The organism is Acinetobacter sp. YH12251 (genome assembly GCF_013417465.1).
Lineage (GTDB): Bacteria > Pseudomonadota > Gammaproteobacteria > Pseudomonadales > Moraxellaceae > Acinetobacter > Acinetobacter amyesii.
The window spans coordinates 192020-217887 of record NZ_VPDZ01000002.1; the positions used below are offsets into that span (position 1 = coordinate 192020).

The window sequence follows — 25868 nt, forward strand, 5'->3', positions numbered from 1 at the left end:
GAGAGATTGAACAAGGACGGCATTGTAGCAGAAAACTATTACAATGCCTTCTTTTGGAGTTAAATCCGATTATTGTTTAAACTGTGGGTTCTTTTCTGCACGTTTAAGCAGAACTAGTACAGCACCTGTGCCGCCTTGTTTTTCTGGGGCGCTCACAAATGCCAATACATCACGATGTTGACGTAACCAACTATTTACATAAGTTTTTAAAATTGCTTCTGGACCTTTGCCATGCACAATTTTAATGACGTTTTGATTGTCATCTTTCGCCATTTGAATAATTTGCAGCACGGCAGAACGGGCTTCTTCAACAGTGCAACCGTGTAAGTCGACAGCTTCAAACCAACGTAGATTACCAGCTTTCAAATCTTCAAAAACTTTATGTTGTAAGGTTGCAATGCGATAGCTTAAAGCAGCTTGACTGGCAACAGGGTTGAGCATCGCTTGCGTATCAGAAAGTAATGCATCATCTGTTTCCATAGGACCAATTGCAGCAGCACGTTTAGCCAACGTTTGCGCATCAGGTTTTTTACGACCCACTTTTTCCATTTTTGCAATATTTCCTGCATTCATTTTTTGAACACCTTGCATTTGCTTTTGGAAAAGCGCGAAGTCTTCTTCCTGCTCTTGTTCAACAGTCTTTGGCGTTGGCTCAGGCTGTTTAGCAATCGTTGAGGAATGTGGATTCGTAATTTGCTTTTTAAAAGATTTCAGTAGGTTGTACTGATCTTTTGAAAGCGAAGAATCGTGTTTGCTCATAATGAAAAAACGGGAAATATACAAAAATTTAGTGCAATTATAGCCTTAAATGGCACTGATTTGAACTGGAAAGACTTTATATAAAGAAGATCTCTTAATTCATTACAAGTCCTATTTGGGCTTCAAAGTTGAATTAATTAATTTAATAACTTTTTTATTTTTATATTGTTCTGCAAGAGCTAATGCTGATTGTTCTTCATTAAATTTAGAAATACACACGATTTCGGTTGAAGCGCCTTTTTCAAGTAAATAAGAAATTATCTGATATTGATTTAGGCGGATAGCTTTACCTAATGGGGAGCATCTAGTGAAATAATATGTTTGTGGTTCAATTTCATCTACTACAAGTTCATTTATTTTTCTCAGCTTCATTTTTTTGATGAAAGAAATATCTGTGTGCTCGATAGCCGCCATAATTAAGGTGGTATCATAAAATTCATTGTTTTCACCAAAATTTAAATATTCAAGATACAAATTTTTGGCTTTTTCATAATTATCAATATCATTTTTCTGTGTCAGGTTCTTTATCGCATTTTGGAAAAAATCATTCATATCATCAAAATCATTTATTGCTGCATGGAACATGAATATATTTATTAAATATGGCTCATCAGCTAAATTCTTTTTCAATAAATGAGGGGTATCTTTATAAAAAATCTGTTCAAAATGATTTAATTTTTCCATAGAAATAGGGTGAGATTTAATATTGATTGGTTTTGATAAAGAATTTTTATGTCCTTTAGAAATAGAAAAATAGGTTGAATTTTCAATATTCTTGTTTTTAGTATTGATTGAGTAATTAATGACTATTGGTAAGCCTTGATAACTAATGATTTCAATTTGATTCTTATTGAAATCATAATTTTTGCCCTTTAGCACGTTAGTATTTATATTTGGAAAAATTTGATTTAGGTCAATCTGCGCAGCAATGATGCCTTCGGGCATAGTGGAAATATTAAAGTAGAGGATATGATTTTGGTCAATATGATACGGTGAGCCAGTATAAAGAGTTATATTTTTTGCCCAACTTATCTGGTGTAGTGAAACCAAGATTAATGAAATGAATAGAAGAGTAGAAGAAATAATCGACTTCATTATTTTTAATTCTCAATTGAATAAAAAATATAAAAAGGATGTGTAATTTTTTTAATATAGATGCAAAGGAGAAAAAGGGTGAGCGAACTCACCCTACATATTTCATTTATATTTTATCAGGCACACCAAACAGCTCCTTGAATGCCTGATCAGGGCGTGGCTGCTTCATAAAACTTTCACCGACCAAGAAGGCATGAATGTCATGTTCTTGCATCATCGCGACATCAGCAGGTGTTGCAATGCCGCTTTCTGTCACTAGCAGGCGAGAAGGCTCAAGTAACTTCTTCAAACGTAATGATGTATTGAGGTCAACTTCAAAGGTTTTTAAATTACGATTATTGACGCCAAGTAGACAGTTGTCAGAAAGACGCATTGCACGCTCAAGTTCTTCTTCGTCATGTACTTCAACCAATACGTCGAGATTGTGCTCAAAAGCAGTTTTCGACATTTCTTCGAGTTGTTGATCAGACAAACAAGCCACGATTAATAAAATACAGTCAGCATGTAATGCACGTGCTTCAATTACACCATAAGGGTCAATTAAAAAATCTTTTCGCAGCGCAGGTAAGTCACAGTTCGTACGTGCAATCTGAATGTTTTCATCGGCACCTTGGAAAAAGTCGACATCAGTTAAAACAGACAAACATGCCGCACCAGCATCTTGATATTGCTGCGCAATTTCAGCAGGGTTAAAGTTTTCACGAATGATGCCTTTCGATGGTGATGCTTTTTTAATTTCAGCAATCACCCCCGGACGTTTAGAGCCGAGGTTTTGTGCAAAACCTCGAATGGGTGTAGCTGCTTGAGCTAGCTCTTCGACATCTTTATAGCTACGTTGTTTAAGACGGGCTGCAAATTCTTCTTTTTTACGTTCAACAATTTTACCCAAAATTGTATTGGCGATATCTACCATGATCTGTGTCCTAATCTTAAGCTTCGTATTCTTTTAAAGTTTTCGTAAATTCAGACAAAATGCCCATTTTTTCTAAGGCTTGACCGCCATAGATAATGTCATGTGCTAATGCAACACCTTGTTTATAGCTTTTGGTTAAGCCTGAAACATAAATGCCTGCGCCTGCATTTAGGGCAATCATATTCGCGGCTTTATCACCGAGCGCAGATTTGTTTTTACCTAAAGCATCTTTAATTAATTTTAGACTTTCCGCAGCACTATCTACAGATAGACCTGTTAAGGTTTGCGATTCGATATCTACAGCTTCCGGTTGAATTTCCCATTCAGTGACTTCGCCATCTTTGAGTTCTGCAACATAAGTACTTGATGCAAGGCTAATTTCATCTAAACCATCTTTAGAATGCACCACCAAGACATGTTCTGCACCAAGCTGTTTTAAAACTTCAGCCATAGGACGACATAATTCTGTAGAGAAAACACCAATCACAAAACGTTTTACGCCGGCCGGATTCGTAAGCGGGCCAAGTAGGTTGAAAATACTACGGAAGCCCAATTCTTTACGTGGACCAGCAGCATATTTCATGGCTTTATGATGATTAGGGGCAAAGAGGAAACCAACGCCCATTTCACGAATACAACGTTCAGTTTGCTGCATGTTAAGGTCAAGGTTGATTCCAGCTTGTTCTAAAAGATCAGAAGAGCCTGATTTTGATGAAACACCACGACCGCCATGTTTAGCAATAGTTGCACCTGCTGCTGCAATAACAAAACTAGACGCAGTAGAGACGTTAAATAAGTTTTGACCATCACCACCTGTACCAACGATATCCACCAAATGTGGTAAATCACTGACATCAATTTTGATCGCAAACTCACGCATTACACGTGCTGCGGCAGTAATTTCATCAATACTTTCACCTTTTTGGCGTAAGCCCATCATCAGTGCGCCAATTTGAGCATCGGTCGCTTCACCTTGCATGATGGTTCGCATCACTTCTTCCATTTGAGGTTGAGTGAGTTCAATATTTTTAGTGATGTTATTTAAAGCTTGTTGAATATTCATAATATTTTTTGCACTCGATTAAGCGTAAATTTCTAAGAAGTTTTTAAAGATTTGATGGCCATGTTCACTAAGAATTGATTCAGGGTGAAACTGCACGCCTTCGACAGGCAATGTCTTATGTTTAACGCCCATGATTTCTTCCATCGTGCCATCTTCTTCATTGGTCCAGCAGGTCACTTCTAAACATTCAGACAAAGTCGCTTGATCAATCACCAAAGAGTGATAACGCGTTGCGGAAAATGGAGAAGGGAGGTTGCTGAAAATACCTTGATCGCTGTGATACATGTCAGATAAACGACCGTGCATCACTTTTTTAGCGCGAATAATATCGCCGCCAAAAGCTTGTCCTATGGCTTGGTGGCCTAAACACACACCCAGTAAAGGAATTTTCCCCGCAAAGTGTTGAATCGCAGGAATTGAAATGCCTGCTTCACTTGGCGAACAAGGGCCAGGACCAATGACTAAATACTTCGGTTGCCATCGCTCGATATCTTCCAATGTCACGGCATCGTTACGTACAACTTTTACTTCCTGATTTAACTCGCCAAAATATTGGACGATGTTGTAGGTAAAAGAGTCATAATTGTCGATCATCAAAAGCATGAGCGTATTAACCTTTGAAATTTATGCACTTAAATGTGCTTTGAATAGTCCGAAATGATTCTAAATAGTTGTATATTGACCCAAATATCGTGTGGATATTTTAAATAGAAAAATAGTGAAATATTTAGAATGCAGCCAATCATAGCAAATATTATTCAATTTCTGCTGAACAATTTCGCCAAAGTTCATCGCAACTGAAATCATTTCAATAAATTTTCGACTTATAAATTTGGGATTTAATTTGAACAAGACATTAGGCTGAATTTAAGTGGGTAAAATATGTTCAATTGATATTTTAAAAAGATCTGCTTGATGTCGTTAAAAATAGCAATTCAGGCTCTAGATGGAAAAATATGAACCGTTTTGAAGCAAAATCACCAAAATGGAGCACAATTAATGTTAAGGTAAATTGATTAAAATTAAAACAAAATGGTTAAATTAACGTCAAAAAATGGGTACTTTACGGGCTCAAAAAACCTAGATATCGATCATTAATTCAGTTATTACGTCAGTATTTTTCCATTTATAACTAGCTAAGCCATTAGTTTCTATCGTATTTAAATTCGACCTTAAAGCTTTGATAAAATCTCAATGATTTTATCGTTGAAAGCGATTAATCATTTTGGTGCAAAACCAAGTTGCACTATTTTGATACACCTGCGAGAAGTTTTTAAACAAAAGTGATGAAGAGTGGCTGAATATGGTGCATTTACTGTTACACACAGTATAATAGTCGAAAAGCTAGGAGCTAAAATCTTCTATTCTGATAAGGAATTCAATATTTTAGCTTGGCTTTTAAAAGTTGGTACGGTAATTGCTTAATAACTACCAACTACTAACACGCACTTCAGTGTGCACAAAAAAATCATCGGAGCAAAATGAGCATGGCGAACAAGGTCCTTCAACTCATCCAAGAAAGTGGCGCAAAATGGGTCGATTTTCGCTTTACTGATACTAAGGGTAAAGAACAACACGTAACTTACCCAGCAGATTCAATCGACGAAGATACGTTTGAAGATGGCAAAATGTTTGATGGTTCTTCAATTGCTGGTTGGAAAGGCATTGAAGCATCTGACATGATCTTACGTCCAGATGCAGAAACTTGTTTTATCGACCCGTTCTTTGCAGAAGCTACAGTTGTTGTGACTTGTGATGTTATCGAACCTTCAACTGGTCAAGGTTATGAACGTGACCCACGCTCTATTGCTCGCCGTGCGGAAGAATACCTAAAATCAACTGGTATCGGTGATACTGCTTATTTTGGTCCAGAACCAGAATTCTTCGTATTTGACGAAGTAAAATGGGACATCGATATGTCTGGCGCGCGCCACACATTAATCGCTGAAGAAGCTGCTTGGTCTACTGGTAAAGATTACGAAGCGGGTAACTCTGGTCACCGTCCACGTGTGAAAGGTGGTTACTTCCCAGTTCCTCCTGTAGATTCTTCACAAGATATGCGTGCAGATATGTGTGCAAAAATTGAAGACATCATGGGCCCAGGTCGTGTAGAAGTACATCACCACGAAGTTGCATCTTGCCAGCTTGAAATCGGTGTAAGCTTCAACACTATGGTTCGCAAAGCGGACGAAGTTCAACAGTTCAAATATGCTGTTTGGAACGTTGCTCACCAATATGCTAAAACTGCTACATTTATGCCTAAACCAATGGTTGGCGATAACGGTTCTGGTATGCACGTTCACATGTCAATCTCTAAAGACGGCAAGAACTTGTTTGCTGGTGATGAATACGCTGGTCTTTCAGAAATGGCGTTGTACTTCATTGGCGGTGTGATCAAACACGCTCGTTCATTGAACGCAATCACAAACCCATCAACTAACTCGTACAAACGTTTAGTACCACATTTCGAAGCACCGATTATGCTTGCTTACTCAGCACGTAACCGTTCAGCTTCTATCCGTATTCCTTACGTTTCTAGCCCTAAAGGCAAACGTATTGAAGCACGTTTCCCAGATCCAATGATGAACCCGTACTTAGGTTTCGCTGCACTTCTTATGGCTGGTCTTGACGGTATTCAAAACAAGATCCACCCAGGTGAAGCTGCTGACAAGAACTTGTACGACCTTCCTCCTGAAGAAGAAGCTAAAATCCCTACAGTGGCTCATAGCTTAGATATGGCGCTTGAAGCTCTTGCAGCTGACCATGATTACCTTCTTAAAGGTGGCGTGTTCACTAAAGAAATGCTTGATGCCTACATCGAACTTAAAACTGAAGAAGTTCGTCGTCTTAACACGACAACTCACCCAGTTGAATTCGACATGTACTACAGCTTGTAATTCTATACAGAATTACACTGTAAAAAGACCCGCCTTGTGCGGGTTTTTTTATGAGATGGGTTAATATAAAGCAAAGAGTTGAATAAATATCTAAACATGGCAAAACCACGTAAAAAACATACCGGTTTTTTCCCTTGGATTGATCCAGCAGATCAGGCAAAGGGATTTAAACTCAACTTCTCAGAAGTGACTTATTTGGAAGTTGGGCGGACCGTTGAAGGTTATAAACAGGCTCAATTTGTCGAACTGAAAAACCCAGAGCTGGCATTGGAGTTTGAATACCCTGAAAGTTTTTATATTACAACCGAAGGACTAGTTCTGATTAAAACACCGCAAGGCAAGTTTGAAGCCATTGCCAAGACAGATAACTTTTAATTCAACACTAAAAAATTGAACTGAAAAAATGACCTGCAATATTGCAGGTCATTTTTTATTGAATATCTAGAAATTTGCCAAACGTTATTGCAAACCATGCTGTTTTAGATTATCGATTTCATAAGGCGCATCTTCGGCGGGGTAGCGTAAGTTTTCTAATCCTTTGGTTTTGGCAATAGACCAAATTACACTTTCACCCGCAGGGATGTTTTGGCTGTGCTGCGTATATAAGGGATCTTGCAGGGCGTCTGCTGCTGAAATAAAAGTCCAGCCATGCTGCTGAAAAGTAGTAATGACATCCTTTAAAAAAGCGGCATTAATATCATTCACATGTAAAAGTAAAACATGCTGTGGTGAACGATTTATGGTGAGCTGGGCAAGTTGGTCATAATAATCTGCTCGGTGAAGCAGGTGAGCAATATATGCTTGTTTCAGATGTTCTAATTTGTCCTGATCTTGCTGTTTGGAATAGTCGAGATATTTTCGGTTATAAAACCAATCACTGGCATCTATACTCACACCGCCAATGCGGTATTGATGCTGCTCTAACCACTGATAGACAGCATCACGTTTTTTAGTGCTATTACCTTCTTTTAAAAAAGGATACCGGTAAATACGTGTGTAATTTGGCAGCGTTTTTAGCACTGTATCCGCCTGTTCAATGCTGTGCAGATAATCTTTTAATGTGACATTTTCTTTATTTAGATTTTGGTGCAGTGCACTATGATTGCCAATCAGATGGCCAGATTGTCCCCACGCTTGAATCAGTTGTTTACCTTGATAATCGCCAATTTTAATCAGGCTAGGGAAGACAATAGTTTTGATTTGTTGATCATGCAGATGTTTTAAAATTTGGGCATTGATTTGTTCCGCTTGTGCGTTAAACGCTGGATTTAATCCATCATCAAAACTGAGCGCAATAGATTTTGCTTGAGCCGTGATATTGGCACAAAGTAAAACGAAAAAAATAAAAACATATAGCGGCTTATATGGAAACATTATGCTTGTGTAATTTGGTGGTTATCCACGACATCATACTGGGTAAGTGAGGTTTGTGTTGATTACATATGTAATGAAGTGCTTAAGCTGTTTTAGTTTTGCTCATTTTACTGAAAACAAGCTATTGGTCATGAAAAACGATGTTGAGTTGGTTACACTAAGGATTCGCTATACTCAGCAAATGGTTAAAGGGAAATGAAATATGCAGCGTCAAGCATGCGAAATGCGGGATAAAAGAATGTCTCCTGAATTAAGAACATGGTTGTATGCTTCGGGTTCATTAACCCAACAATTAACAGATTTTGCCCAAGGTGTATTTAAAGTTGAGCCGAGTATTGAGCAATTTCAACGTATGACGCTTCAAGATGCACGGTGGCTACAAATGCCAATACAGCACACAGCTTGGGTACGTGAAAGTTATTTATATGGCTGTGAAGCTGAGCCGTGGGTCAAGGCAAAAAGTATATTTCCAATCCTTAGCATACAAGGACGTGCGCGGATTTTTCAGCATATTGGTAAAAAACCCATCGGACATTTTTTATTTCAACGGACCAATCCGAAGTGTGAGCGGCGTGTATTGTGGCTAGACGATGGTTGGACACGTCAGAGCTGTTATACTTGGCATGGTTGTAAATTTATAGTTCAGGAAACTTTTTTAGCGAGTTTTGAGCAATATTTGCAGAAATAACATTACCAGATGAAGGACAGTCATGGCCGTGGTGCAACAGATTACTTGGCAGCAGCGTTTAGAAGCTTATTACTATTTATGTCGCTTCGATAAGCCAATTGGCACGGAACTGGTTTTTTGGCCAACCATGTGGGCACTGTGGATTGCCAATCAAGGAACACCGCAATTCAGTATTTTGATTCCCATGATTTTGGGCACGATATTTATGCGTGCAGCAGGTTGTGCGATTAATGACTTTGCTGACCGTAAAGTCGATGGTGCTGTGGAAAGAACCAAACATCGTCCTTTAGCCACTGGGGTGATTAGTGCTAAAGAAGCCATATATGTGTTCTTGATCTTGGTGCTTGCTAGCGCATGTATGTTGTTCTTTTTACCGATAGAAACTTTTTATTGGTCCTTTGGTGCATTGTTTTTAGCGTTCATTTATCCCTTTATGAAACGCTACACGCATCTGCCACAAGTATTTTTAGGCGCGGCATTTTCATGGTCGATTCCTATGGCCTATACCGCTGTGGGGCAAACACCTGATTTAACGTGTTGGTTATTGTACTTTGGTAATTTGGCGTGGACGGTTGCGTATGATACACAATATGCCATTACTGACCGTGAATATGATTTGAAAATTGGCGTGAAATCGACTGCGATTTTATTTGGTAAATACGATATTGAAATTATTTCATTATTGCAGGCACTGAGTATTGTATTGATTGGTGCAGCGCTGTATTTAGAAGATCTCTTGATGCCATTCGGTTTGCTCGCGTTGTTGGCTGTGGCTGCCGATTTTATTTACCAGTGGACTAAAACTAAAGACCGTGATCCGCAGTTATGTTTTTGGGCGTTTCGCCATAACCGTTGGGTAGGGTTTATGATTTTTATAGGGATTTTCATGGCCCTTAAACTTTAATGTCATTGATCTGAAACTGTTTAAAATGAACTAAAGCATCCTATTCGGGTGCTTTTTTTTATGCCTTAATAAAAAGGCATGTAGTTTCATGTTTAAAGAATAATGATTAAAAAGGATATTTTATGAAACGTTCAAAAATAGCATTAGCTCTGACAGTTGCAGTTTCTATGCTGTCTTTAACCGCGTGTAATGATGATGATAATGACTCATCATCTTCGAATCAAAAATCAACATTTGTGTCTGAAGCAAATTATGCTTTAGAAACTGTAGACAATACATCGTCCATAAAAGTCATGACGTATAACATGACCAATGTGCAGGGGAAAGTAGCAACAGCAACGGCTTTAGTGTTGTTTCCAAAAGCTACTCAACCTAAAGATGGTTATCGTGTTGTGGTATGGGAGCATGGAACAGTCGGAGCTGGAGATGAATGTGCGCCAAGTAAAAATGCAATTCATCCACGCTTTAAAATTCTAGCTAACACGCTTATGGCGGCAGGTTATGTAATTGTGGCACCAGACTATGAGGGTTTAGGAACCAAGGGGGTTCATCCATACCTTAATTTATCGAGTGCGGCAAATTCGGCGCTTACTGCAGTTAAAGCGGCAAAAGAACATTATGGTAAGCAACTCAATGGTCAGTGGATGTCGATTGGTCAATCGCAAGGTGGTCATGCATCCTTAGGCACGGCGGAATTTGCGAATACCGATACTAACTATAAAGGTGCAGTAGCAGCCGCACCTGCGTCGAGTTTAGGCACGATTATTAAGATCTATTTAGATCCAAAACTAAATGTTGATGCAAATGGTCAACCTAAACCCCATGGATTGAATAGATTGGATGAACAGTTGGCACAAGTGCGTTATGCACTTAGTATGGGGCAGCTTTCGGAGGTTCAAGCACAGGCGTTAATTGATCAAATTGCAGATGGCTATGCTGAGCTTTTGGCATATGCTGCATTGACCAGTTCAGGTATTAAAGCCTATGAGCCAAATTATGATTTAAAAAATATTTTTACTGCTGATGCCGGTGTTATTGCAGAAAAAGCCTATGGACGTACAGGGGATGACGGTGCATGTTTAAGTTATGCCGACCCAAATGGCGCAAATGGTTTGCAAGAACAGTTTAAAGCAGCTGTGATTGAATTCTTAAAGGATCCAACGCATACGGTTTCACAGTACGGAATTGATTTGAATAAAATTGATAATGACCCAGTTGTTCAGAAATTTTTAATTGACAATCAGCCAGCGACAAATGCTACTGCTGCCAAAGTAATTAAAGCGCCTGTGTATATTATTCAAGGTGCAAATGATCAGGCAGTTATTCCTGTGGTTACGCAAGCGCTATTTGCAAATATGAAAACACAAGCGAAGAAGTATTTCCCAGATGCAAATTATGCTGAAGGTTATCAATTAGACGTTGTGCCAAATGCAAGTCATACACAGGCAATTATCTGTAGAAATGCGCAAGCGGTCGAATTTATTCAAGCTAAAATGTCTGCAGGTACAGGTATTGTCTTAACCAATGAGCAAAAAGATGCAAGCCAAAGTCCACATTGTAAGGGGGTAGCTGCTTCAAGCTAAGTTTTTTCAATAATAAAAAAAGGAGCATGTCTCCTTTTTTTGCATATTGGATTATTAATCATTCAATCCGTGAAAATGAGGGGGTACAGTTAGTTCGAGCAAAGAATGTTATGAAGACTTGAGCGAATTTTGTTTTTTGCTATATTGGGCGTCGAATTATTTATGTAAATGAAAGAATCGTTATGTCTGAAGTAAAGCCAAAACCCAATACCAAAAAGATGATCATTTTGATGGCACTTGGGCTATTGATTCCTATATTTTTGGTCAGTATGGCTTTTCTTGCAGTCAATAGTGATGCCAAAAACCAAGAAAAATATAAGCAACAACAAGCTGAAATGATTGAGCGTATTAAAGCAAAAGAAGCACAAGATGAGGCTTTGGCTGCTGAGGCTGACCAAGCAGTATCAGAAGTGCTGGCAGCTCAAGAGTCAAATGCTCAATAAAATTCTGCTTACGTTATGGATGTGAATGCAATGCGCATTCACCCAATGTTTGATTGTACTTTACGTATTTAACAACTATTTATTTACATCATGCCTGAGCGTGTGAACTGTTGGAATACTGGTGTAGCGGATTACACGGTAGCCAGCTTCTTCAAGCATTGCATCACGTTCAGCATCTTCTTGCTCTTTGCCTATATGACTGGGGTCATCCAGTTCGATAATCACAAGCACATTATAAGTTTGGTCAAGTATGACAAAATCAGTGACTTTTCGATTAAATCTATTTCTGATTTTGTAATTTTGAGTGGTGATCAGTGCGCTAAACGCCACTTGGGCTAAAATGTGGTAGTCCGGAAATGCTTCATTTAATCGATGAAACATCTTACTTTCAAAGGCAGTGATTACACGACGTGGGAAAAACTTTTGTTTGCTTCTAAACAGTCTGGGAAAGACTAAGCAGACAAGGGCAAAAGTTGCCAAGCAACCAATAATAAAAAATATGAACTGACTTAGATCTGGCACGGAATAAACTACATATATGAAAAAAGCCCACGTCATGATGCGTGGGCTTTTTAGAATTTGGCTCTCCAACCTGGGCTCGAACCAGGGACCTGCGGATTAACAGTCCGTCGCTCTACCGACTGAGCTATTGGAGAATCTGCACGCATTCTATGGGGCAAATGCAGTGAGGTCAAGTCAGAATTGCAAAAAATAAGGAAATTTAGGCTGAATGTATTAAATATAAACACCTTTAATATAAAGCGTTTTTAAAACTTAAGCTCTGACTATTCTTTCTAATGTGGTCGGAGAGCTAAGTGAATAGCTTAGGTCATAGAGCAAGTTATACTTATCTTAAAACAAAAGTCAGAGCATAAAAAAAGCCCACGACATAATGCGTGGGCTTTTAGAATTTGGCTCTCCAACCTGGGCTCGAACCAGGGACCTGCGGATTAACAGTCCGTCGCTCTACCGACTGAGCTATTGGAGAATCTGAAGTGGATTCTAAAGATGTATGGGAGGGTGGTCAAGCCTGATTTAAATAAAATACAGAAAAATCAAATTAAGTGTTTTAAAAATAGCCGAATCAGACAACTTGGTACATATACGGATACTTATTAGGAAAGCAAAAACAAAAAAGTAGGTATGCTTTGTTAAATATCAGGCAATAAAAAACCCACTTCGCAATGAGTGGGCTTTTTAGAATCTGGCTCTTCCACCTGGGCTCGAACCAGGGACCTGCGGATTAACAGTCCGTCGCTCTACCGACTGAGCTATGGAAGAATAGATGGCTCTCCAACCTGGGCTCGAACCAGGGACCTGCGGATTAACAGTCCGTCGCTCTACCGACTGAGCTATTGGAGAATCTGATGCGCATTTTAGGGATGAAAGCTAAAGCGGTCAAGTAAAAATAAAAGATAAAGCGCTTAAATGTTTTTTTATTATCCAAAGATGAGTTTCTTGCTTATTTATTGATTATTTTAAGCTTTTGTTGCGTTAAACCCTATCGGAATACTTTAACAATTATAGTTAATAGAGTGATGGATGGAATGGTGGGTAAGGTTGCGTTAGATCGCTATTCTAGTTCTGAACATGCTGAGAGCACTATGTACCGTCATTTCGGATGACCTTTATTATATTGAAATAGTTAATAATTAGTCAGTAAATTCCAGTTGTTTTAATTAATTAGCAGATTTTTTTAATAATTTTTAGATAAATAAATCTTCTAAGTACACAAATGGCTTAGCTTCCTGTATAAGAACAAAACAAAGTTTCATGAAATGTTATTGAATATTTAAAAAAGTATTCTAAATTCAATATTTTATAAAATTTAAAAATTTATTTTTAAATAGGAATTTATATGCTTCACATTGGAAGAAAATTATTAACTTCAACTCTCTTATCTATTTTATTAGTCGCATGCGGTGGAGGGGGAGGAGAAAGTAGTCCAACGTCATCAGAAACATCTGTGCCTAAGCCTATTGAAGAAACTTCTGTACTAAGTCCAGATTTGACACATGGCTATTTTGAAATTGAAAATTCTGGCATTGCTAATCACTCAACTATCAAGTTTTCACCATTTCACACAGATAGTGTGATTGAAGCATCTGCTACTAACAATAATATGTGGAATCTAGAAATTCTTACACCAAGCAATGATTTGTCTGCCCATATTAATAATTTGGCGGGTCTTTATTTTTATCCTAATGACGATAAAGTTGGAGTTTTTAGCTATTCGGAAAATGCTAACGGGTATCTGCGGGTTCAATGTCAAAATTCATGCAGTGATACATTTTCTTATAAAATTGAAAAGCAGAGTAATGGCAAAACTTATTTTATTATAGATGCAAATGGTTCTATAACAGGACGTTTAAATAATATTGGCTTTGCATCTACAGCTAAAATTAAAGGCTCTGTTAAGTTTGAAGTAAATTCTGATTGGCCAGTATGGGATAGCAAAAGATTTAATGAATATCCTGCGAAATCAGACTTAATTGTTAATGGTAAACCTGCAACAATAGAAAAGTTTTTGGATTGGAAAACTAGTTCTGTTTTAAGTTTTACGACCGATAAAAGAATATTATTTTAATTTTAATAATCCTTTGGATATTGATCATGATAGATTTATCTTAACAGAGGGGAATTATTTCAGTAATGAGCAACCTAAAGATGTGTACATATATAAAGGTTACTTCAATCGAGATTTTACATTAAATACAGATTATGAAAATGGTATAACGACCTTTAAATTCATCAATAACTTATTTACTAACCCTGTTGAATATACTGCGTCTCCAGACTTAGAAGTATCTGGAGGTTTTGTGAAAAAAATTCCTTATGGTCAAGTCATTGCAGGAGATGAAGTTTTTAAAATTGATGAAACTGTTTCAGCAGTTGCATATGCAGAGAATGAAAGTAAATATTATCGTTTTATGAGTCGAGATAAGCAATCTGATCTAGAGTTCACAGTGAAATACGATACTATAACTAAAAATGTAAATGTAGCTTATCAAAGACCACAGAAGGGTCAATTAAATGTGAATATCTATCTGAAATGGAACTGTAAATTGACGAATAATCATTGTAGTGGTGTAACTGTCAATGATTCAGAGGGAACTATAGAATTTAAAAACGTGCAGTTAGATGATGGTCGTCTAATAAATGGCAAGTTTGGTCATTTAGGCGTAAATGATCTCTTAAGGTAATAATTGCGTAGTTATACTCTCAAAAATATAACTATGGTAATTCTCCTACAATTAATTTAATACATAGTATTTGAAAACACCTTAATTTTAATAAATTTCAGAATCTTGTGTTGGGAAAGGCCATAACTACGGATTTTAAATTTTTTAAATGTTTATCATGCAACATGGGAAAAATAGTCCATGTTGCATAGATTTTTTTAGCTTCACTGAAACTAAAAAAAGAAACAGAAGTTCTAATAACTTTTTATAAATTTAGAATTATAGAACCCATAAAAAATCACCCTAAAAGGGTGATTTTTTTGACTTTTGAATAAGTTTTAAAACTTATTTTTCAACGCCAGCAGCTTGACCTGCATATTTAGCGTTTGCATAGTCCCAGTTCACTAGGCTTTCTAAGAAAGTAGAGATGTATTTAGGACGAGCGTTACGGAAATCGATGTAGTAAGCGTGTTCCCAAACGTCGATAGTCAACACAGCAACTTTACCGTGAGCAAGTGGAGTGTCAGCATTTGAAGTTTTAAGGATAGAAAGGTTGCCGTTTACTTCGTCAGCAACTAACCAAGCCCAACCTGAACCGAACTGAGTTGCAGCAGCATTTGCAAATTCTTCAGCGAATTTTTCGTAAGAACCGAAAGCTTCGTCGATTTTAGCTGCTAAAGCGCCAGTAGCTTTACCGCCACCGTTTTTAGCCATACAGTTCCAATAGAATGTGTGGTTCCATACTTGAGCTGCATTGTTGAAGATACCAGCTTTAGAAGCATCGCCTTTAACAGCAGTGATGATTTCTTCTAAAGTTTTGCCAGCAAGGTCAGTACCTTCAATTGCTTTGTTTAGGTTAACCACATAAGTATTGTGGTGTTTGTCGTGATGGTATTCTAAAGTTTCTTTGCTGATATGAGGAGCAAGATCTTCGTAACCGTAAGGTAACGCTGGTAAAGTAATCGTTGTCATGTTTTCAATTCCTTGCATTTTGCTGGGTTTTGACATTAAGTGCCGTTATTGTAATAGATTCTTGCAGTAAAATGCGCATTGCTTATAAATAACAATACAGAATAAAGCCTGAAAATATACGTATAAGGACTGAGCCAAAGACCAGGACGATTTAAATTAAATCGGGTTGTTTAATTCGAAATAACTATACTCAATATTGAACTGTTCTGAAATAGCTTTTGCGAGTCGTTGTACACCATATCTTTCAGTTGCATGATGTCCACATGCATAATAATGCACATTTAATTCTTCAGCTTCGTAAAAAGTACGTTCACTCACTTCACCTGAAATGTACGCATCACAATCTAATGCAGCGGCTTTGCCAATAAAGTCTTGTGCGCCACCCGTACACAAACCAATTTTTTGAATCGATGGTTTATCTGCCGGCAAGTGAATGACATCAAATCCTAATTTTTCAGAAACGAAGTCTTTAAACGCTGTTGGAGTCATTGCTTGTTTTAAATAACCAACATTGCCAATAGGATTGCGCTCAGTAGGATCTAAGGCTTCAATATTCTTTAATTCGAGCAAATCTGCTATCGCTGCATTATTACCTAAAGTAGGGTGACTATCTAAAGGTAAGTGATAACCAACGAGTGAAATATCGTTTTTGATCAGGGTTTTGATGCGTTTGCCACGCATACCTGTGATTGGGTAAGCTTCACCTTTCCAAAAATAACCATGGTGTACCAATAGCAAATCAGCTTTTGCTGCTATCGCGGCTTCAATCGCTGTTTGTGATGCGGTAACTGCACATAAAATTTTATGCACTTCTGCTGAGCCTTCAATTTGCAAGCCATTGGGAGCATAGTCCTTAAATTCATGTGTTTTGAGTGTGCTGTCACACCACTGAATAATTTCACTTAACTGAGCCATATACTGTCCAAAATCTCAAAGAGATGCATCAAAATTTACGATTGTTTAAATTGTAACTAAAGAATCACAAATCTCTGTATTTATTTTTAATTTTGTTGAAAAGATTACATTACAATACGATATAAATTATTTAGCCATCAATGAATTATAAAATTTAGAGGATATAGACGTGCGTCGGACCTTTACATGGTTACCTTGGGTATTATTAATACTTGTGATCATCGGTTTCTTTACATGGCAACAGGTTCAAAAACCTAAAGCACCCATTGCCCCAGATGGGGTTAAAATGCCTGCAGAAAAGGTTGAGCCCCTCATTGATACGTCGCGTACAGGCGGTGTAGTTTCGTATAGTGCTGCGGTAAAAGTTGCTGCGCCAGCGGTTGTCAATATTTTCACTACGCAAAAAGTGAAACAATTGGATCATCCTTTATTAAATGATCCGGTTTACCGTGAGTTTTTTGGTAATCAACTTCCAGATCAAACCAATCAAAACGAAAATAGTTTAGGTTCAGGTGTGATTGTTCGTCCAGATGGCTATATTTTGACGAATAACCATGTGATTGCGCAGGCCGATCAGATCGTTGTGGCTTTACATGATGGTCGCCGTGCTGAAGCGAAAGTTGTAGGCACAGACCCAGATACAGACCTAGCTGTGATTAAGATTGAAATGAGTCAATTACCGGTTTTGCCGTTTAAGCTAAGTGGCAATGAAGTCGGTGATGTTGTCCTAGCGATTGGTAACCCTTTTGGCGTAGGTCAGACGGTTACGCAAGGGATTATTTCGGCTACAGGTCGTTCAGATTTGGGGATCAATACCTACGAAGACTTTATTCAAACAGATGCTGCGATCAACCCCGGCAACTCTGGTGGTGCTTTAATTGATGTTGCAGGGAACTTAATTGGTGTAAATACCGCGATCTTCTCGCAGTCAGGTGGCTCTTTGGGGATTGGTTTTGCCATTCCTGCAAAAGTGTGCCAACAAGTGCTGAACGCTATTTTAAAAGATGGGCGAGTGGTACGTGGTTGGTTAGGTATTAGTTTACTTCCAATTAAACAAGAAAATATTTTAGATCCACGGGTGAATGGCGTGATTGTCGCAGATGTCATTCGCAATGGACCTGCAGCACAAGCAGGTTTAAAACGTGGTGATAAAATCATGAAAGTGAATAATGAGCTAATTACCTCGACTTCGCATTTAATCAATTACGTTGCACAGCAAGCGCCATTGAGCACTATGCAAATTGACATTGAGCGAGACGGAAAGGCGATGACATTACCTGTACAAGTGGGAGAGCGTAAACCGCAAACTCAAAACAGTGACTCGCAATATATTCCATTACCCCGCTAGCATAGAAAATCCCTCTTCATGAGGGATTTTTTTTGAGTTCCTTTTTTGCACATCGCTTTTAAGTGCATCGTTTGGGCCAAACAATGCGCTTTGTAATTGAAATATCAATTACAAAAATGCATTGAACACTTTGCTGAATTTGGCTTAATTTATAAGCAATAATAATCAGATAAGCGTATAAGAATATGAGCTTTTTACCCGCGGAACATGCCAAAGTTTTATCCACTCAAGCCAATTTAGATATCGCCTTATATAAGGCACGTTTGGCTTTGCTGATTGAGGAAAATGCTAAACAGGGGAATACTGCCGTATTTACGGTTTTACCCAAGCATTTAGCTTTAGAAGAGATTCGAAGTTTATCTGCTGAGCTTACAGAATTGGGATATCAAGTTCGATTTGAAGTGAATGAATTCTTCTATAATTTTAATGTCTACTGGATTTGATTCGGGATTCACTGCATTTAAGGTCGTAAGTTAAAAACAAGATGAAACCCTTTAGAAAACCACAATAATCGTAGTTTTCTAAAGCCGTTTTATAACGCAGTAACTTATTCAGATTTTTGATAGTCATTAATGACTTCAAGTGCCGCACGAAATGCTTCTTGAGTCGCCGGTGCGCCACAATATGGCAAACTATGAAGTAACACTTCCTGAATTTCTTCTACAGTCGCCCCATTATTTAAAGCACCTCGGACATGACCCTTGAGTTCTGTTGGACTTTTTTGTGCAGTTAAAAATGCAATGGTAATCAGTGAGCGATATTTACGGGGAAAAACGCCTTCACGCTGCCAAGTTGAACCCCATGCATGCTCATTAATCCAATCTTGCATCACATTAATATAAATGCTAAATATGTTTTAAATATCAATATCTTATATATTTTATTATAAATTACAGTACTTTAATTAAATAAGCCGCTTGCCGATTAATAACGATTAATACAGATTAACAAGTATTAAAGATTATCGAATTACGCCATAATTTACGCCATCTGAGAAAAACATTAAATGGCGTAAAAATGGGAACAATCACACAGCGCAAAAGCGTCAGCGGTGCTATCCGTTATCGTGCTGAAATACGCATTAAACGCACTGGTTTGCCTGAGTACAAGGAAAGTAAAACCTTTGGCACCATGCGCACTGCATCAAACTGGCTCAACAAGCGTGAGCAAGAAATAGCAGATAATCCTGATATTTTGCTTGGTATCAATAATAAGTCAATGACGATTGCTGCTGCTATTGCAAAATATAAAGAAGAAGTTGGTGGTGAGTTTGGTCGTACTAAAAACAGGTCGCTTGATCTAATTGCGAAACTACCTATTGCCAAGGTGTATTTAGAACAAATTAATGCCACCCATGTTTCCGAGCATGTGGCTCTGCGGAAGAAAGGCTATAGCAAGTTGGGCCTTGACCCAGTCTTGCCATCAACCATCTTAAATGAACTCCAAAATATTAAGTCCATCTTGACTCATGCTTCTGTGATGTGGCGTATCAATGTCAATTTGAATGAATTTAACAACGCCTGCCTACAACTCAGGAAGACACGACAGATCAAGAAGTCAGACAGGCGAGATAGGTTGCTATCAAATGCCGAATTAAAAAACCTGTTGCTGCATTATCTTGATAAATGGAATCGTGGGCGGACTGCTTACCCAATGCACTTAATTGTTCTATTCGCCATTTTTTCATGCAGGCGACAAGCAGAGATAACCCGAATACGGTTAAGCGATTATGATAAAAAACATCAATCATGGATGGTTCGGGATCTAAAAAACCCCAATGGCTCAAAAGGAAATCACAAGTATTTTAATGTGCTTTTAGGCTGCCAAAAAATCATTGAGCTTCTAATGCAGGATGATACAAGATCAAGAATGCTGAAGATGGGTGGTGATAGTGATTTACTTGTACCGCTGTCTGCCATTGCTATAGCATCCGAGTTTAATCAGTCCTGCCACATTTTAGGCATGAGCGACTTTAGGTTTCATGATTTAAGACACGAGGGGGCAACACGACTTGCTGAGAATGGATTAACTATTCCGCAAATACAGCAAGTCACATTGCATGACACATGGAGCAGCCTTGAGCGATATGTGTCGGTAAAAAAGAGGGTGAACATTTTACAGCTAGATGACCTGCTACAGATCATTGGTGAAATGTAGCAAAGTCTTTTGATGCGCTTCGATGCTCTTTATCTAGCGCATCTGCCAAATCCCGCAAGTTTACGAAATATGGCGCTGTACGGCTTTTCTGATCCAGCTTAAACACTGGAAAGGGGAACTTGTTTTCGGTCGCCATCTGATGCACAGTCGCTTTTTTTAGGGATGGATAGTATTCATCCGCAATATCAAGCAACTTCACCACAACAGAGCGATGCTTTAAAAACAAGTAGTCATAAGTTGAAAACTGCAATGCTCCCATCACTTCACCTCCAATCTTTTACCTGCTTTGATTTCTTCATCTGTGGCGTGTCTGTAATCATAGTGATGAATAGCGCAACTAAAACCTGTAGTTATTGCCATTTTCTTGTGAAACGCTAATATTTCGCAAACAGCATTTTTCCAATCTTCATCACCATCAAGCGTTGAAACAACCTTATCCCCAACCTCAAAAATATTATGCTGGAGGCGGTGTTCTAAAGCCGCCTTTTCTCTGAGCTGCTGCATCAAGAGTTGATTTTCTTCCCAAGTAATTCCAATTTGATCAGGACTTCTCACGACACCTCTCCCAAAGCCTTTACCACGCCACTCGAAAACCCACTCAAATAACAACTAAACAAGTGGTATAGCTCATCCGCATTCATTTCATTAACTTCGATCATTCCGCCTGTGCCATTTACCACACGCTGACGTGACCAACCACGCATATTGAAAGTAAACTCATTGTCGTAATCGACTGCATTAACAATCGCATTAAACAGTCCAACTTCCTGCGCATCCCAATTTTCAAAGTAGGGCATATCTTTTGACGTTAAGTTGTCAATTTGGAGCTGAGCGAATTGGGGTTTTGTTAATTGAATTTCAGTCATTGGCTGGCTCCTTTAATACCTCTCTATAAGCATCCCGAACCTGAACAACATCCTCTTCCTCTAGGTAAATACCAATATTATTAAAGATTGCATGATCTTCATCATCATCAAGCCATTTTCCCGTAGCAATGCCATTTGGTTTTTTGGGGTTAAACCACCAATAGTTAATTGGACTGGTGGGTTCTTCCTGTAATGGTGCTGGAACCTTTATGCCATTAAGCAAAATAAACGATGGTTTAATTCTAAACTTTGCAACTTGGCCTTGGTGATTGGGCTCACCGAGCAAACAACCCACCCGAAATCCTGTTTTTTTATCGAAACTTAACCATGCATCATCCTCATGATCGTAGTACTGAACGCTTTTTCCTTCGTTTACGGCAATAACCGCCTGGATACCATTCATTGGCCTTGCTCCTGTGCTTTGATCACTGCCTCATACGCTTGTTTTGCCTCATCAATTGATAAGTAAACAGAGTTGCCGTGTTGATCTTCACCTAGTACCACCGACCATGACATTTTTATAAGTGTCTTCTCATTGGGTTGTCTTGGAACCAAAACAAACCCTTCAGGCACCGCTTGGGCTTTGGCTTGCCACTTTTGACGCTCATATAGCTCACCAAGTTTCATGGCTTTAGCAACAAGCATTTCTAATTCTTCTTGCTGTTCATTATCAAGATAATAAGTTTCAGCAAAATCATTTGAGATTTGAGTAATCTGACTGTCCAAGGCTTCAGTATCAGCATCAATTACAATCGCATTATTTTGAATATCCATCACGCCACCTTTTCAATATTCTGACTTTGCACATAAAGCTTTGCTAAAAGCGCAACGGTTTCCTTTGTTTCAGGTCGCTGCAATTCTTTAAATTTACGGTTCATTGCAAGCAATTCCGCACGGCTCACCAACATCAAGTTATCCAAGCGACAATCGGTTTTAATGCCGTTTTTAAAGATTAATGCGTGACCACTAGGGATAGGGCCATTAGCCTTCTCCCACAGGTACTTATGCTTTAGCTTCATTTGACGCTCACCCTCAAACTTGCGCTCGATGTAGCCATCTTTAGTGATGTACTCATAACCAACTGGTGCTGAAGTGTGAGGAATATTGCCTTTTTTCCACAATGTTTCTGGACTTGGTTTATAGCCTTTCATGCCTTTATTCCAAGTAACATGGCCCTTTTCCAAGCGACCAGTACGGCCAGTTTTAGCACCAATCCTGAGGCAGTGAGCCTTAATCTGATCCACATTGACACTCACACTAAACTCAGCATTAAAAAGCTCGGTTAATTCCTTGCGAGGCATGATTGTGTGCTTAATCAAAAAGGCATCCATTTCAGGTGTGTATTTAACTTTCATTTAAACCTCGACATTCATATCGCCAAGCGCAATGCGTGGTGCTTGCTGATCCTGATTTAAGCCTTTGTGCTGAGCGACCAACCTAACCGCATCCAACTGAGTGGCGTGTGCCTTGATAATCTCAGCACTAATGCCTTGAATTGTTTGAGCGCGTTTTACCTCAGTTTCAAGCTCATCTTTGTCAGCCTTAGCTAAACGACCCAACTGATCAAACAGATGCTTGTTTAAATCTTTTAATGTACTCATCACACCACCTTCGCCAAATTATTCATCATCACAGCCTTGCGATACTTGCTCGCCATAGCTAAATGCAAATCCTGAATAAAACCTTTCCCATTGTTGAAATACTGCTTTAGAAAAAGCTCATAACGCTGGGATAGGTATTCGTCCAATTCATAAAACTCTTTAATTTCGTGACGCTCGAAAGGAATCACGCTGCGTTTCACACCATCGCTAAATTGCTTTTTTACAATCATGGCGTTTTTCTTGAGTTCAATTTTGTGACCGCCACGATCTAGCCATTCGATAAAGGTGGGTGAAATGCTGTTTGGTAGTTTCATGCTGCCACCAATTTTTCATAGAACGATTCAATGGTTTCGCTTTCAAAGACAAAGCAGCCACCCTGACTGGATGCATCGATCATATAAACCTGAATGCCTTTTACCTCTTTGATCGCCTTGCCAAAAGGCGAATTATCATTGTCAACATAGCCAACAGTGACAAGGTTTTCAGTGACGCATTCAATTTGTGAAACATTAAGAATCGTGTTGCCAATTTTTAAGAATTTCATGCTGCAATCCTCCCTTTGCTACGTTCAGTAAATAACTTTTCGTAGTACGCTTGGCAGTGTGGGATTTTGTCTTTGATCTTCTGAATGATTGTCTCATCACGCTCAATCACCACAGTTGTAAGGCGCTCACGAATATCAATCTTTTCAACAAGATCAATCAATTGCTCCCGATCATCCCAATCCTTTGTGAGTTCGATGGGGCAAGGGAATAGCCAAAAATCAATGTTCGCCACTTCACATTCGTAAAGCCACATATAGGCTTGCATCTGAATGTCATAGCCTGCCTTTTTAACTTTCTCCATGGCCTCATCAATAAAAAAAGGATGCGTGCCAATGTCCCAAGTACATTTTGTGTCGATAATGAGCTTGCGATCTAAATCAAGAATGTCGCACTCACCAGTGATCAAATCTGTATTCACACGACCTTCATGCTTTTTAAACTTTTTGAAGCGCATCTTGCCTGACATTTCGATTGCTAAATCTTCTAGCAAGTTGCCTTTAGCTGTGAATTGATTCCCTTTGAATGAGTGGAATGTATATAAATCCTCTTTCACAACATCGCGAATCGCATTTTTCGCAGTATCAGAAAGTGATGCATCTTTGAGTTTTTGAACTAAAGCATTTTCCTCTTCGGTGCGCTTTTTCTTACGAATGAGAGTGTTAATTTCATCATTTCGCAACTCACTGGCAATGCTTTGAGCATCACCAATAAGTTTATGTAGAGATGAACAGCGGAATAGTTTCATTACTGAGCCTCCACCGCTACTTTTTGAGCATCTGTGAGCGCGTACTCACTCAGCACATAATCTTTCTCAAACGCACCTGCTTTAATTTGCTCAAGAAGCACAGGGAACTCAGCATCTGGAACAGTGACTTTTGACTCAATCGCACCAACACTTTCATTGTGATCGATGTAATCAAAATCATTAGTTTCAACATCACGAACAATTGCCTGATCTGCAAGTTGTGCTGTTTGCATTTCAATTGAAAGAGGTGCTTGTTTTGAAAGCAAAAGTTTTGTCACTGTCTTAAGCGCCATAGCTTCAAAATTATCTTTCCAAACACCAGAGCCGTATTTGAATGACTGACTGTATTTCCCTGCATGTTTCTTTACATCAGCAGCACTCATATAAAGCTCAGCAGTAAAGCCATTCAGTAGCTTAAAGAAAGCCACATAGCCAATAGCTTCACCCTGATTTGGAACTGTCCAGTCGAACTCATAGCCAAGCAGAGGATTTGCTGAAATCAACTGACCCTCAAATACTGGTGTTGCAGCAATACGTGCAAACTGACCTGAACGCTGTGCCAATTGAATGAAGCCTTTGTATCCCATCTGAAATTGAGCCTCTAAAGACTCTGACCATTTACCTTGAGCATCTTTAAATTTGCGCTTGTACGGCACAATGTATGCAAAGCCAAGGTTATTATTGATTGGTAAATCAAGCGTTGCTGCCATCATTGCTGCATTAACCACAGTTGCCGGGACTGCGCCTTTGAGTTGTGGTTGGTTAGCAACCTGCATCACCGATGCAAGAAAACCTTGAGTTTTCTTTCCAAGAACTTCTTCAAATTTTTGACGGATTTTAGAATCTGAAACATAAGCCTTTATTGACTTTGGATCATGTTCTGCAACCTGATTTTCTGTTTTCACTGGTGCATTCATCCGTAAATCTCCTCTGCAATATCTTCCGCAACGTAAGTAGCTTGCTGTTCAGATTCCTTCAAAAACTGCTCTTCACACCAATCCACAATCAACACATTCAAGTCACGTAACTGCTCAGGAAGTAAGACAAATTCATTGCCTTCTTTGGTTGCTACGGCATCGGCTTTCATTACAGTTACCAGTGTGTTTTCAATTGCCTTAAAAGCAGGGATATCAATTTCATGGCAGTTCTGTGGATCTGAATCACCAACTGCAAAACCTTGTGTGCATTCAAGTAGTGGCATGCTGCATTCAATAGACGCATCAGTGATAAAATCGAAGCGATACTGAAGCGTGAATTCAACCTTGCCATCTTGAATAGCAATGTCTTCAGCCACTTCAAAATCAGGGAATACAGGAGCAAGGATTAAAGTGTTAGCTTTGATGTTCATTGATCACCTCGCAAAATCGCAGCGTTAATATTTTGAATATCCACCTGATCGATGTATGCATTTACTTCAATGCCGTCTTTGGAAACGCTCATTGGTTCCATATAGCGAATTGACTCACCATCAAGCCCATATTCAACAAATACTTCGTAATCACCGATAGTGATTAGCGCAGGGCATTGTTCAGCACAAAATTTAAGTTTTTGCTTAAGCTTTACTTCGCCTGTAACGACAACTTGATTGTCATCAATCGGTGCGGTAGTGGAGGCAGGTGATATTGAAAATGCACCGACAATGAATGCTGCAAGTGCAATAGCGCCACCAGCAAACTTGATTTGTTTCTTGTTACTATCCATAATAAACCCCGTAGTTCACGCCCCGCATCCGCCAAGATTGTTCGGGGCTTTTTTATGTTTACGAGGTCAATAGTAAAATAGATTTAACAAGTTGTAAAGCGATTAAGTAAAATAAAT

The 25868-nt window shown here is 38.7% G+C and carries 33 protein-coding genes, 4 tRNA genes and 1 pseudogene; 11 read left to right on the forward strand and 27 right to left on the reverse strand.

The window, feature by feature from the left end:
- Positions 1-69: 69 nt before the first annotated feature.
- From FTV27_RS01560 to FTV27_RS01580, 5 genes are all read right to left on the reverse strand, one after another.
- The gene (locus FTV27_RS01560; protein ID WP_078191970.1) at positions 70-759 is read right to left on the reverse strand and encodes a Smr/MutS family protein; all 690 of its coding nucleotides are present in this window, start codon (positions 757-759) and stop codon (positions 70-72) included.
- Positions 760-870: 111 nt separating this feature from the next.
- A complete protein-coding gene (locus FTV27_RS01565; RefSeq protein WP_180076863.1) occupies positions 871-1854 on the reverse strand; it encodes a hypothetical protein in 984 nt (327 codons plus the stop codon).
- Positions 1855-1960: 106 nt separating this feature from the next.
- Positions 1961-2767, reverse strand: coding sequence for an indole-3-glycerol phosphate synthase TrpC (gene trpC / locus FTV27_RS01570; RefSeq protein WP_180010492.1), 807 nt, complete (start codon positions 2765-2767; stop codon positions 1961-1963).
- A gap of 16 nt (positions 2768-2783) precedes the next feature.
- Complete coding sequence (gene trpD, locus FTV27_RS01575) at positions 2784-3830, reverse strand: anthranilate phosphoribosyltransferase (RefSeq protein WP_168379163.1); 1047 nt, start codon at positions 3828-3830, stop codon at positions 2784-2786.
- A gap of 18 nt (positions 3831-3848) precedes the next feature.
- Positions 3849-4433, reverse strand: coding sequence for an aminodeoxychorismate/anthranilate synthase component II (locus tag FTV27_RS01580; protein ID WP_218949484.1), 585 nt, complete (start codon positions 4431-4433; stop codon positions 3849-3851).
- 878 nt (positions 4434-5311) lie between these two features.
- On the opposite strand from FTV27_RS01580, the gene glnA reads away from it, so the two are divergent.
- Together glnA and FTV27_RS01590 are read left to right on the forward strand one after the other, a co-directional pair.
- On the forward strand, positions 5312-6727 hold the full coding sequence (glnA, locus tag FTV27_RS01585) for a type I glutamate--ammonia ligase (RefSeq protein ID WP_171263711.1): 1416 nt from the start codon (positions 5312-5314) through the stop codon (positions 6725-6727).
- A gap of 96 nt (positions 6728-6823) precedes the next feature.
- Positions 6824-7102 (forward strand): hypothetical protein, encoded by a 279-nt coding sequence (locus FTV27_RS01590; protein ID WP_111884533.1) that lies wholly within the window; start codon positions 6824-6826, stop codon positions 7100-7102.
- An 84-nt stretch (positions 7103-7186) separates the two neighbouring features.
- On the opposite strand, the gene FTV27_RS01595 is transcribed toward FTV27_RS01590, so the two are convergent.
- Positions 7187-8101 (reverse strand): polysaccharide deacetylase family protein, encoded by a 915-nt coding sequence (locus FTV27_RS01595; RefSeq protein WP_180076864.1) that lies wholly within the window; start codon positions 8099-8101, stop codon positions 7187-7189.
- 202 nt (positions 8102-8303) lie between these two features.
- On the opposite strand from FTV27_RS01595, the gene FTV27_RS01600 reads away from it, so the two are divergent.
- The 4 genes from FTV27_RS01600 (at position 8304) to FTV27_RS01615 (ending at position 11719) form a co-directional block, all read left to right on the forward strand.
- Complete coding sequence (locus FTV27_RS01600; RefSeq protein WP_111884531.1) at positions 8304-8789, forward strand: chorismate lyase; 486 nt, start codon at positions 8304-8306, stop codon at positions 8787-8789.
- A gap of 22 nt (positions 8790-8811) precedes the next feature.
- Positions 8812-9693 (forward strand): 4-hydroxybenzoate octaprenyltransferase, encoded by an 882-nt coding sequence (ubiA, locus tag FTV27_RS01605; protein ID WP_180076865.1) that lies wholly within the window; start codon positions 8812-8814, stop codon positions 9691-9693.
- Positions 9694-9815: 122 nt separating this feature from the next.
- Entirely contained in the window at positions 9816-11276 is a 1461-nt protein-coding gene (locus tag FTV27_RS01610) for a S9 family peptidase (protein WP_180076866.1), read from the forward strand.
- A 182-nt stretch (positions 11277-11458) separates the two neighbouring features.
- Positions 11459-11719, forward strand: a complete 261-nt coding sequence (locus FTV27_RS01615; protein ID WP_168379169.1) for a hypothetical protein — start codon at positions 11459-11461, stop codon at positions 11717-11719.
- Between the two features lie 75 nt (positions 11720-11794).
- On the opposite strand, the gene FTV27_RS01620 is transcribed toward FTV27_RS01615, so the two are convergent.
- From FTV27_RS01620 to FTV27_RS01640, 5 genes are all read right to left on the reverse strand, one after another.
- Entirely contained in the window at positions 11795-12277 is a 483-nt protein-coding gene (locus FTV27_RS01620; RefSeq protein ID WP_218949488.1) for a DUF2726 domain-containing protein, read from the reverse strand.
- 22 nt (positions 12278-12299) lie between these two features.
- Positions 12300-12375 (reverse strand) — tRNA-Asn (locus FTV27_RS01625).
- A 256-nt stretch (positions 12376-12631) separates the two neighbouring features.
- A tRNA-Asn gene (locus FTV27_RS01630) sits at positions 12632-12707 on the reverse strand.
- Between the two features lie 217 nt (positions 12708-12924).
- Positions 12925-13000 (reverse strand) — tRNA-Asn (locus FTV27_RS01635).
- A 5-nt stretch (positions 13001-13005) separates the two neighbouring features.
- Positions 13006-13081 (reverse strand) — tRNA-Asn (locus FTV27_RS01640).
- Positions 13082-13577: 496 nt separating this feature from the next.
- Here FTV27_RS01640 and FTV27_RS17140 point away from each other — a divergent pair.
- Both FTV27_RS17140 and FTV27_RS17145 read left to right on the forward strand, forming a co-directional pair.
- A complete protein-coding gene (locus FTV27_RS17140; RefSeq protein ID WP_257229952.1) occupies positions 13578-14306 on the forward strand; it encodes a hypothetical protein in 729 nt (242 codons plus the stop codon).
- Between the two features lie 13 nt (positions 14307-14319).
- A complete protein-coding gene (locus tag FTV27_RS17145; protein ID WP_257229953.1) occupies positions 14320-14922 on the forward strand; it encodes a hypothetical protein in 603 nt (200 codons plus the stop codon).
- A 324-nt stretch (positions 14923-15246) separates the two neighbouring features.
- On the opposite strand, the gene FTV27_RS01650 is transcribed toward FTV27_RS17145, so the two are convergent.
- Together FTV27_RS01650 and FTV27_RS01655 are read right to left on the reverse strand one after the other, a co-directional pair.
- Positions 15247-15873 (reverse strand): superoxide dismutase, encoded by a 627-nt coding sequence (locus FTV27_RS01650; RefSeq protein ID WP_078192384.1) that lies wholly within the window; start codon positions 15871-15873, stop codon positions 15247-15249.
- 156 nt (positions 15874-16029) lie between these two features.
- On the reverse strand, positions 16030-16788 hold the full coding sequence (locus FTV27_RS01655) for a Nif3-like dinuclear metal center hexameric protein (protein ID WP_180076868.1): 759 nt from the start codon (positions 16786-16788) through the stop codon (positions 16030-16032).
- A gap of 169 nt (positions 16789-16957) precedes the next feature.
- Between FTV27_RS01655 and FTV27_RS01660 the strand changes: the two genes are divergently transcribed.
- Both FTV27_RS01660 and FTV27_RS01665 read left to right on the forward strand, forming a co-directional pair.
- Positions 16958-18136, forward strand: coding sequence for a S1C family serine protease (locus tag FTV27_RS01660; protein ID WP_078191894.1), 1179 nt, complete (start codon positions 16958-16960; stop codon positions 18134-18136).
- A gap of 185 nt (positions 18137-18321) precedes the next feature.
- Positions 18322-18579, forward strand: coding sequence for a hypothetical protein (locus FTV27_RS01665; protein WP_180076869.1), 258 nt, complete (start codon positions 18322-18324; stop codon positions 18577-18579).
- A 104-nt stretch (positions 18580-18683) separates the two neighbouring features.
- Here the strand turns inward: FTV27_RS01665 and FTV27_RS01670 are convergent.
- A pseudogene (locus FTV27_RS01670) lies at positions 18684-18965 on the reverse strand (carboxymuconolactone decarboxylase family protein); the annotation flags it as partial.
- A gap of 188 nt (positions 18966-19153) precedes the next feature.
- Here FTV27_RS01670 and FTV27_RS01675 point away from each other — a divergent pair.
- On the forward strand, positions 19154-20293 hold the full coding sequence (locus FTV27_RS01675) for a tyrosine-type recombinase/integrase (RefSeq protein WP_180076870.1): 1140 nt from the start codon (positions 19154-19156) through the stop codon (positions 20291-20293).
- On the opposite strand, the gene FTV27_RS01680 is transcribed toward FTV27_RS01675, so the two are convergent.
- From FTV27_RS01680 to FTV27_RS01740, 13 genes are read right to left on the reverse strand one after another with little or no spacing between them, the layout of a single operon-like run.
- Positions 20277-20552: a pyocin activator PrtN family protein gene (locus tag FTV27_RS01680; RefSeq protein ID WP_180073714.1), complete on the reverse strand. Its 276-nt coding sequence runs from the start codon at positions 20550-20552 to the stop codon at positions 20277-20279. The genes FTV27_RS01675 and FTV27_RS01680 overlap by 17 nt on opposite strands.
- Positions 20552-20848: a hypothetical protein gene (locus tag FTV27_RS01685; RefSeq protein WP_180076871.1), complete on the reverse strand. Its 297-nt coding sequence runs from the start codon at positions 20846-20848 to the stop codon at positions 20552-20554. The genes FTV27_RS01680 and FTV27_RS01685 overlap by 1 nt, the downstream gene beginning before the upstream one ends.
- On the reverse strand, positions 20845-21159 hold the full coding sequence (locus tag FTV27_RS01690) for a hypothetical protein (RefSeq protein WP_180076872.1): 315 nt from the start codon (positions 21157-21159) through the stop codon (positions 20845-20847). The genes FTV27_RS01685 and FTV27_RS01690 overlap by 4 nt, the downstream gene beginning before the upstream one ends.
- Positions 21152-21562 carry a hypothetical protein gene (locus tag FTV27_RS01695; RefSeq protein ID WP_180076873.1) on the reverse strand — a complete coding sequence of 137 codons (411 nt, stop codon included), beginning with the start codon at positions 21560-21562 and terminating at the stop codon, positions 21152-21154. Before FTV27_RS01695 ends, FTV27_RS01690 begins: the two co-directional genes overlap by 8 nt.
- Complete coding sequence (locus tag FTV27_RS01700) at positions 21559-21933, reverse strand: hypothetical protein (RefSeq protein ID WP_180076874.1); 375 nt, start codon at positions 21931-21933, stop codon at positions 21559-21561. The genes FTV27_RS01695 and FTV27_RS01700 overlap by 4 nt, the downstream gene beginning before the upstream one ends.
- Positions 21933-22514, reverse strand: a complete 582-nt coding sequence (locus FTV27_RS01705; protein WP_180076875.1) for an HNH endonuclease signature motif containing protein — start codon at positions 22512-22514, stop codon at positions 21933-21935. Before FTV27_RS01705 ends, FTV27_RS01700 begins: the two co-directional genes overlap by 1 nt.
- Positions 22515-22760, reverse strand: coding sequence for a hypothetical protein (locus tag FTV27_RS01710; RefSeq protein WP_180076876.1), 246 nt, complete (start codon positions 22758-22760; stop codon positions 22515-22517). It abuts the gene before it with no gap.
- A complete protein-coding gene (locus tag FTV27_RS01715) occupies positions 22760-23074 on the reverse strand; it encodes a hypothetical protein (RefSeq protein ID WP_180076877.1) in 315 nt (104 codons plus the stop codon). Before FTV27_RS01715 ends, FTV27_RS01710 begins: the two co-directional genes overlap by 1 nt.
- Positions 23071-23304 carry a hypothetical protein gene (locus FTV27_RS01720; protein ID WP_180076878.1) on the reverse strand — a complete coding sequence of 78 codons (234 nt, stop codon included), beginning with the start codon at positions 23302-23304 and terminating at the stop codon, positions 23071-23073. Before FTV27_RS01720 ends, FTV27_RS01715 begins: the two co-directional genes overlap by 4 nt.
- Complete coding sequence (locus FTV27_RS01725) at positions 23301-24050, reverse strand: YqaJ viral recombinase family protein (RefSeq protein ID WP_218949490.1); 750 nt, start codon at positions 24048-24050, stop codon at positions 23301-23303. The genes FTV27_RS01720 and FTV27_RS01725 overlap by 4 nt, the downstream gene beginning before the upstream one ends.
- Positions 24050-24967: a recombinase RecT gene (locus FTV27_RS01730; protein ID WP_180076879.1), complete on the reverse strand. Its 918-nt coding sequence runs from the start codon at positions 24965-24967 to the stop codon at positions 24050-24052. Before FTV27_RS01730 ends, FTV27_RS01725 begins: the two co-directional genes overlap by 1 nt.
- Complete coding sequence (locus FTV27_RS01735; protein ID WP_180076880.1) at positions 24964-25398, reverse strand: hypothetical protein; 435 nt, start codon at positions 25396-25398, stop codon at positions 24964-24966. Before FTV27_RS01735 ends, FTV27_RS01730 begins: the two co-directional genes overlap by 4 nt.
- Positions 25395-25751, reverse strand: a complete 357-nt coding sequence (locus FTV27_RS01740) for a hypothetical protein (RefSeq protein WP_180076881.1) — start codon at positions 25749-25751, stop codon at positions 25395-25397. The genes FTV27_RS01735 and FTV27_RS01740 overlap by 4 nt, the downstream gene beginning before the upstream one ends.
- Positions 25752-25868 lie beyond the last annotated feature (117 nt).

Excerpts from the sequence above, each read along its gene's own strand:
- FTV27_RS01560 (WP_078191970.1), bottom strand. The coding sequence starts at position 759 with ATGAGCAAACACGATTCTTCGCTTTCAAAAGATCAGTACAACCTACTG.
- FTV27_RS01565 (WP_180076863.1), bottom strand. The coding sequence starts at position 1,854 with ATGAAGTCGATTATTTCTTCTACTCTTCTATTCATTTCATTAATCTTG.
- trpC (WP_180010492.1), bottom strand. The coding sequence starts at position 2,767 with ATGGTAGATATCGCCAATACAATTTTGGGTAAAATTGTTGAACGTAAA.
- trpD (WP_168379163.1), bottom strand. The coding sequence starts at position 3,830 with ATGAATATTCAACAAGCTTTAAATAACATCACTAAAAATATTGAACTC.
- FTV27_RS01580 (WP_218949484.1), bottom strand. The coding sequence starts at position 4,433 with ATGCTTTTGATGATCGACAATTATGACTCTTTTACCTACAACATCGTC.
- glnA (WP_171263711.1), top strand. The coding sequence starts at position 5,312 with ATGAGCATGGCGAACAAGGTCCTTCAACTCATCCAAGAAAGTGGCGCA.
- FTV27_RS01590 (WP_111884533.1), top strand. The coding sequence starts at position 6,824 with ATGGCAAAACCACGTAAAAAACATACCGGTTTTTTCCCTTGGATTGAT.
- FTV27_RS01595 (WP_180076864.1), bottom strand. The coding sequence starts at position 8,101 with ATGTTTCCATATAAGCCGCTATATGTTTTTATTTTTTTCGTTTTACTT.
- FTV27_RS01600 (WP_111884531.1), top strand. The coding sequence starts at position 8,304 with ATGCAGCGTCAAGCATGCGAAATGCGGGATAAAAGAATGTCTCCTGAA.
- ubiA (WP_180076865.1), top strand. The coding sequence starts at position 8,812 with ATGGCCGTGGTGCAACAGATTACTTGGCAGCAGCGTTTAGAAGCTTAT.
- FTV27_RS01610 (WP_180076866.1), top strand. The coding sequence starts at position 9,816 with ATGAAACGTTCAAAAATAGCATTAGCTCTGACAGTTGCAGTTTCTATG.
- FTV27_RS01615 (WP_168379169.1), top strand. The coding sequence starts at position 11,459 with ATGTCTGAAGTAAAGCCAAAACCCAATACCAAAAAGATGATCATTTTG.
- FTV27_RS01620 (WP_218949488.1), bottom strand. The coding sequence starts at position 12,277 with ATGACGTGGGCTTTTTTCATATATGTAGTTTATTCCGTGCCAGATCTA.
- FTV27_RS17140 (WP_257229952.1), top strand. The coding sequence starts at position 13,578 with ATGCTTCACATTGGAAGAAAATTATTAACTTCAACTCTCTTATCTATT.
- FTV27_RS01650 (WP_078192384.1), bottom strand. The coding sequence starts at position 15,873 with ATGACAACGATTACTTTACCAGCGTTACCTTACGGTTACGAAGATCTT.
- FTV27_RS01655 (WP_180076868.1), bottom strand. The coding sequence starts at position 16,788 with ATGGCTCAGTTAAGTGAAATTATTCAGTGGTGTGACAGCACACTCAAA.
- FTV27_RS01665 (WP_180076869.1), top strand. The coding sequence starts at position 18,322 with ATGAGCTTTTTACCCGCGGAACATGCCAAAGTTTTATCCACTCAAGCC.
- FTV27_RS01675 (WP_180076870.1), top strand. The coding sequence starts at position 19,154 with ATGGGAACAATCACACAGCGCAAAAGCGTCAGCGGTGCTATCCGTTAT.
- FTV27_RS01680 (WP_180073714.1), bottom strand. The coding sequence starts at position 20,552 with ATGGGAGCATTGCAGTTTTCAACTTATGACTACTTGTTTTTAAAGCAT.
- FTV27_RS01690 (WP_180076872.1), bottom strand. The coding sequence starts at position 21,159 with ATGACTGAAATTCAATTAACAAAACCCCAATTCGCTCAGCTCCAAATT.
- FTV27_RS01695 (WP_180076873.1), bottom strand. The coding sequence starts at position 21,562 with ATGAATGGTATCCAGGCGGTTATTGCCGTAAACGAAGGAAAAAGCGTT.
- FTV27_RS01700 (WP_180076874.1), bottom strand. The coding sequence starts at position 21,933 with ATGGATATTCAAAATAATGCGATTGTAATTGATGCTGATACTGAAGCC.
- FTV27_RS01705 (WP_180076875.1), bottom strand. The coding sequence starts at position 22,514 with ATGAAAGTTAAATACACACCTGAAATGGATGCCTTTTTGATTAAGCAC.
- FTV27_RS01710 (WP_180076876.1), bottom strand. The coding sequence starts at position 22,760 with ATGAGTACATTAAAAGATTTAAACAAGCATCTGTTTGATCAGTTGGGT.
- FTV27_RS01715 (WP_180076877.1), bottom strand. The coding sequence starts at position 23,074 with ATGAAACTACCAAACAGCATTTCACCCACCTTTATCGAATGGCTAGAT.
- FTV27_RS01720 (WP_180076878.1), bottom strand. The coding sequence starts at position 23,304 with ATGAAATTCTTAAAAATTGGCAACACGATTCTTAATGTTTCACAAATT.
- FTV27_RS01725 (WP_218949490.1), bottom strand. The coding sequence starts at position 24,050 with ATGAAACTATTCCGCTGTTCATCTCTACATAAACTTATTGGTGATGCT.
- FTV27_RS01730 (WP_180076879.1), bottom strand. The coding sequence starts at position 24,967 with ATGAATGCACCAGTGAAAACAGAAAATCAGGTTGCAGAACATGATCCA.
- FTV27_RS01735 (WP_180076880.1), bottom strand. The coding sequence starts at position 25,398 with ATGAACATCAAAGCTAACACTTTAATCCTTGCTCCTGTATTCCCTGAT.
- FTV27_RS01740 (WP_180076881.1), bottom strand. The coding sequence starts at position 25,751 with ATGGATAGTAACAAGAAACAAATCAAGTTTGCTGGTGGCGCTATTGCA.